The sequence below is a fragment of the Pseudomonas putida genome (assembly GCF_028682395.1).
Lineage (GTDB): Bacteria > Pseudomonadota > Gammaproteobacteria > Pseudomonadales > Pseudomonadaceae > Aquipseudomonas > Aquipseudomonas putida_AB.
Map to the genome: position 1 here is coordinate 1 of NZ_JANHLC010000023.1, position 5,693 is coordinate 5,693.

The window sequence follows — 5,693 nt, forward strand, 5'->3', positions numbered from 1 at the left end:
TCGAAACGGAAAACTCCTTGAGATTCAACGAGTTACGCGGTTTTCGACAGCGGTTACGCTTCAGTTCATCGAAGCCCAGAAGGAGTTGGTAAGGCAGCATTTTCGCCTTATTAACGATTCGATCTTCTCGGTCGAAAGCGGAGAAAAAGAGGTGTTGACAGCAGCGTGTAACGCTGTAGAATTCGCCTCCCGCTGACGAGAGATCGGAAGCGCAAGTGGTTGAAGTTGTTAAAGATTTCCAAGCGAAACTTTGAAAACTTCTTAAAATAACCGCTTGACAGCAACAGAGGCTGCTGTAGAATGCGCGCCTCGGTTGAGACGAAAGATCTTAACCAACCGCTCTTTAACAACTGAATCAAGCAATTCGTGTGGGTGCTTGTGGAGTCAGACTGATAGTCAAAAAGATTATCAGCATCACAAGTTACTCCGCGAGAAATCAAAGATGTAACCAACGATTGCTGAGCCAAGTTTAGGGTTTTCTCAAAACCCAAAGATGTTTGAACTGAAGAGTTTGATCATGGCTCAGATTGAACGCTGGCGGCAGGCCTAACACATGCAAGTCGAGCGGTATAGAGAAGCTTGCTTCTCTTGAGAGCGGCGGACGGGTGAGTAATGCCTAGGAATCTGCCTGGTAGTGGGGGATAACGTTCGGAAACGGACGCTAATACCGCATACGTCCTACGGGAGAAAGCAGGGGACCTTCGGGCCTTGCGCTATCAGATGAGCCTAGGTCGGATTAGCTAGTTGGTGAGGTAATGGCTCACCAAGGCTACGATCCGTAACTGGTCTGAGAGGATGATCAGTCACACTGGAACTGAGACACGGTCCAGACTCCTACGGGAGGCAGCAGTGGGGAATATTGGACAATGGGCGAAAGCCTGATCCAGCCATGCCGCGTGTGTGAAGAAGGTCTTCGGATTGTAAAGCACTTTAAGTTGGGAGGAAGGGCAGTTACCTAATACGTAATTGTTTTGACGTTACCGACAGAATAAGCACCGGCTAACTCTGTGCCAGCAGCCGCGGTAATACAGAGGGTGCAAGCGTTAATCGGAATTACTGGGCGTAAAGCGCGCGTAGGTGGTTTGTTAAGTTGAATGTGAAATCCCCGGGCTCAACCTGGGAACTGCATCCAAAACTGGCAAGCTAGAGTATGGTAGAGGGTGGTGGAATTTCCTGTGTAGCGGTGAAATGCGTAGATATAGGAAGGAACACCAGTGGCGAAGGCGACCACCTGGACTGATACTGACACTGAGGTGCGAAAGCGTGGGGAGCAAACAGGATTAGATACCCTGGTAGTCCACGCCGTAAACGATGTCAACTAGCCGTTGGGAGCCTTGAGCTCTTAGTGGCGCAGCTAACGCATTAAGTTGACCGCCTGGGGAGTACGGCCGCAAGGTTAAAACTCAAATGAATTGACGGGGGCCCGCACAAGCGGTGGAGCATGTGGTTTAATTCGAAGCAACGCGAAGAACCTTACCAGGCCTTGACATCCAATGAACTTTCTAGAGATAGATTGGTGCCTTCGGGAACATTGAGACAGGTGCTGCATGGCTGTCGTCAGCTCGTGTCGTGAGATGTTGGGTTAAGTCCCGTAACGAGCGCAACCCTTGTCCTTAGTTACCAGCACGTAATGGTGGGCACTCTAAGGAGACTGCCGGTGACAAACCGGAGGAAGGTGGGGATGACGTCAAGTCATCATGGCCCTTACGGCCTGGGCTACACACGTGCTACAATGGTCGGTACAGAGGGTTGCCAAGCCGCGAGGTGGAGCTAATCCCACAAAACCGATCGTAGTCCGGATCGCAGTCTGCAACTCGACTGCGTGAAGTCGGAATCGCTAGTAATCGCGAATCAGAATGTCGCGGTGAATACGTTCCCGGGCCTTGTACACACCGCCCGTCACACCATGGGAGTGGGTTGCACCAGAAGTAGCTAGTCTAACCTTCGGGAGGACGGTTACCACGGTGTGATTCATGACTGGGGTGAAGTCGTAACAAGGTAGCCGTAGGGGAACCTGCGGCTGGATCACCTCCTTAATCGACGACATCAGCTGCTCCATAAGCTCCCACACGAATTGCTTGATTCATTGAAGAAGACGATAGAAGCAGCTTTAAGCTCCAAGCTGATAGCTCCAAGCTAACAGTTACGCGCTCGAAATTGGGTCTGTAGCTCAGTTGGTTAGAGCGCACCCCTGATAAGGGTGAGGTCGGCAGTTCGAATCTGCCCAGACCCACCAATTTTGTTATGGGGCCATAGCTCAGCTGGGAGAGCGCCTGCCTTGCACGCAGGAGGTCAGCGGTTCGATCCCGCTTGGCTCCACCATTAACTGCTTCTACTTGTTAGAGTTTAGAAATGAATATTCAGACTGAATATTGATTTCTAGTCTTTGATTAGATCGTTCTTTAAAAATTTGGGTATGTGATAGAAAGATAGACTGAACGTTACTTTCACTGGTAACGGATCAGGCTAAGGTAAAATTTGTGAGTTCTCTTTTAATTAAGAATGCAAATTTTCGGCGAATGTCGTCTTCATAGTATAACCAGATTGCTTGGGGTTATATGGTCAAGTGAAGAAGCGCATACGGTGGATGCCTTGGCAGTCAGAGGCGATGAAAGACGTGGTAGCCTGCGAAAAGCTTCGGGGAGTCGGCAAACAGACTTTGATCCGGAGATGTCTGAATGGGGGAACCCAGCCATCATAAGATGGTTATCTTACACTGAATACATAGGTGTAAGAGGCGAACCAGGGGAACTGAAACATCTAAGTACCCTGAGGAAAAGAAATCAACCGAGATTCCCTTAGTAGTGGCGAGCGAACGGGGACTAGCCCTTAAGTGGCTTTGAGATTAGCGGAACGCTCTGGAAAGTGCGGCCATAGTGGGTGATAGCCCTGTACGCGAAAATCTCTTAGTCATGAAATCGAGTAGGACGGGGCACGAGAAACCTTGTCTGAATATGGGGGGACCATCCTCCAAGGCTAAATACTACTGACTGACCGATAGTGAACTAGTACCGTGAGGGAAAGGCGAAAAGAACCCCGGAGAGGGGAGTGAAATAGATCCTGAAACCGTATGCGTACAAGCAGTGGGAGCAGACTTTGTTCTGTGACTGCGTACCTTTTGTATAATGGGTCAGCGACTTATTTTCAGTGGCGAGCTTAACCGAATAGGGGAGGCGTAGCGAAAGCGAGTCTTAATAGGGCGTCTAGTCGCTGGGAATAGACCCGAAACCGGGCGATCTATCCATGGGCAGGTTGAAGGTTAGGTAACACTGACTGGAGGACCGAACCGACTACCGTTGAAAAGTTAGCGGATGACCTGTGGATCGGAGTGAAAGGCTAATCAAGCTCGGAGATAGCTGGTTCTCCTCGAAAGCTATTTAGGTAGCGCCTCATGTATCACTGTAGGGGGTAGAGCACTGTTTCGGCTAGGGGGTCATCCCGACTTACCAAACCGATGCAAACTCCGAATACCTACAAGTGCCGAGCATGGGAGACACACGGCGGGTGCTAACGTCCGTCGTGAAAAGGGAAACAACCCAGACCGTCAGCTAAGGTCCCAAAGTTATGGTTAAGTGGGAAACGATGTGGGAAGGCTTAGACAGCTAGGAGGTTGGCTTAGAAGCAGCCACCCTTTAAAGAAAGCGTAATAGCTCACTAGTCGAGTCGGCCTGCGCGGAAGATGTAACGGGGCTCAAACCATACACCGAAGCTACGGGTATCACTTAGGTGATGCGGTAGAGGAGCGTTCTGTAAGCCTGTGAAGGTGAGTTGAGAAGCTTGCTGGAGGTATCAGAAGTGCGAATGCTGACATGAGTAACGACAATGGGTGTGAAAAACACCCACGCCGAAAGACCAAGGTTTCCTGCGCAACGTTAATCGACGCAGGGTTAGTCGGTCCCTAAGGCGAGGCTGAAAAGCGTAGTCGATGGAAAACAGGTTAATATTCCTGTACTTCTGGTTATTGCGATGGAGGGACGGAGAAGGCTAGGCCAGCTTGGCGTTGGTTGTCCAAGTTTAAGGTGGTAGGCTGGAATCTTAGGTAAATCCGGGATTCTAAGGCCGAGAGCTGATGACGAGTGTTCTTTTAGAACACGAAGTGGTTGATGCCATGCTTCCAAGAAAAGCTTCTAAGCTTCAGGTAACCAGGAACCGTACCCCAAACCGACACAGGTGGTTGGGTAGAGAATACCAAGGCGCTTGAGAGAACTCGGGTGAAGGAACTAGGCAAAATGGCACCGTAACTTCGGGAGAAGGTGCGCCGGTGAGGGTGAAGGACTTGCTCCGTAAGCTCATGCCGGTCGAAGATACCAGGCCGCTGCGACTGTTTATTAAAAACACAGCACTCTGCAAACACGAAAGTGGACGTATAGGGTGTGACGCCTGCCCGGTGCCGGAAGGTTAATTGATGGGGTTAGCTAACGCGAAGCTCTTGATCGAAGCCCCGGTAAACGGCGGCCGTAACTATAACGGTCCTAAGGTAGCGAAATTCCTTGTCGGGTAAGTTCCGACCTGCACGAATGGCGTAACGATGGCGGCGCTGTCTCCACCCGAGACTCAGTGAAATTGAAATCGCTGTGAAGATGCAGTGTATCCGCGGCTAGACGGAAAGACCCCGTGAACCTTTACTATAGCTTTGCACTGGACTTTGAATTTGCTTGTGTAGGATAGGTGGGAGGCTTTGAAGCGTGGACGCCAGTCTGCGTGGAGCCATCCTTGAAATACCACCCTGGCAACTTTGAGGTTCTAACTCAGGTCCGTTATCCGGATCGAGGACAGTGTATGGTGGGTAGTTTGACTGGGGCGGTCTCCTCCTAAAGAGTAACGGAGGAGTACGAAGGTGCGCTCAGACCGGTCGGAAATCGGTCGTAGAGTATAAAGGCAAAAGCGCGCTTGACTGCGAGACAGACACGTCGAGCAGGTACGAAAGTAGGTCTTAGTGATCCGGTGGTTCTGTATGGAAGGGCCATCGCTCAACGGATAAAAGGTACTCCGGGGATAACAGGCTGATACCGCCCAAGAGTTCATATCGACGGCGGTGTTTGGCACCTCGATGTCGGCTCATCACATCCTGGGGCTGAAGCCGGTCCCAAGGGTATGGCTGTTCGCCATTTAAAGTGGTACGCGAGCTGGGTTTAGAACGTCGTGAGACAGTTCGGTCCCTATCTGCCGTGGACGTTTGAGATTTGAGAGGGGCTGCTCCTAGTACGAGAGGACCGGAGTGGACGAACCTCTGGTGTTCCGGTTGTCACGCCAGTGGCATTGCCGGGTAGCTATGTTCGGAAAAGATAACCGCTGAAAGCATCTAAGCGGGAAACTTGCCTCAAGATGAGATCTCACTGGAACCTTGAGTTCCCTGAAGGGCCGTCGAAGACTACGACGTTGATAGGTTGGGTGTGTAAGCGCTGTGAGGCGTTGAGCTAACCAATACTAATTGCCCGTGAGGCTTGACCATATAACACCCAAGCAATTTGCTTAAAAGCGAGTTGCGGTGTGTGAAGACGATACAAACCGAAAGTTTGCACGACACACAAATCTATTACATACCCAATTTGCTGATACGTCGAAAGACGGCTCAGTACCCGAATTTCTTGACGACCATAGAGCATTGGAACCACCTGATCCCATCCCGAACTCAGAAGTGAAACGATGCATCGCCGATGGTAGTGTGGGGTTTCCCCATGTGAGAGTAGGTC

1 protein-coding gene, 2 tRNA genes and 3 rRNA genes are annotated in these 5,693 nt (G+C 50.8%); all 6 read left to right on the forward strand.

Annotation, left to right across the window (positions count from 1 at the left end; translation table 11 throughout):
• Positions 1 to 196: hypothetical protein (locus tag NPS46_RS25010; RefSeq protein WP_274112029.1), on the forward strand; the 196-nt coding region annotated here is incomplete at its 5' end.
• A 303-nt stretch (positions 197 to 499) separates the two neighbouring features.
• Positions 500 to 2,036, forward strand: a 16S ribosomal RNA gene (locus tag NPS46_RS25015).
• Between the two features lie 123 nt (positions 2,037 to 2,159).
• Positions 2,160 to 2,236: transfer RNA gene (locus NPS46_RS25020), tRNA-Ile, on the forward strand.
• A 10-nt stretch (positions 2,237 to 2,246) separates the two neighbouring features.
• A tRNA-Ala gene (locus NPS46_RS25025) sits at positions 2,247 to 2,322 on the forward strand.
• Between the two features lie 238 nt (positions 2,323 to 2,560).
• A 23S ribosomal RNA gene (locus tag NPS46_RS25030) occupies positions 2,561 to 5,452 on the forward strand.
• A gap of 135 nt (positions 5,453 to 5,587) precedes the next feature.
• A 5S ribosomal RNA gene (gene rrf, locus NPS46_RS25035) occupies positions 5,588 to 5,693 on the forward strand; the annotation flags it as partial.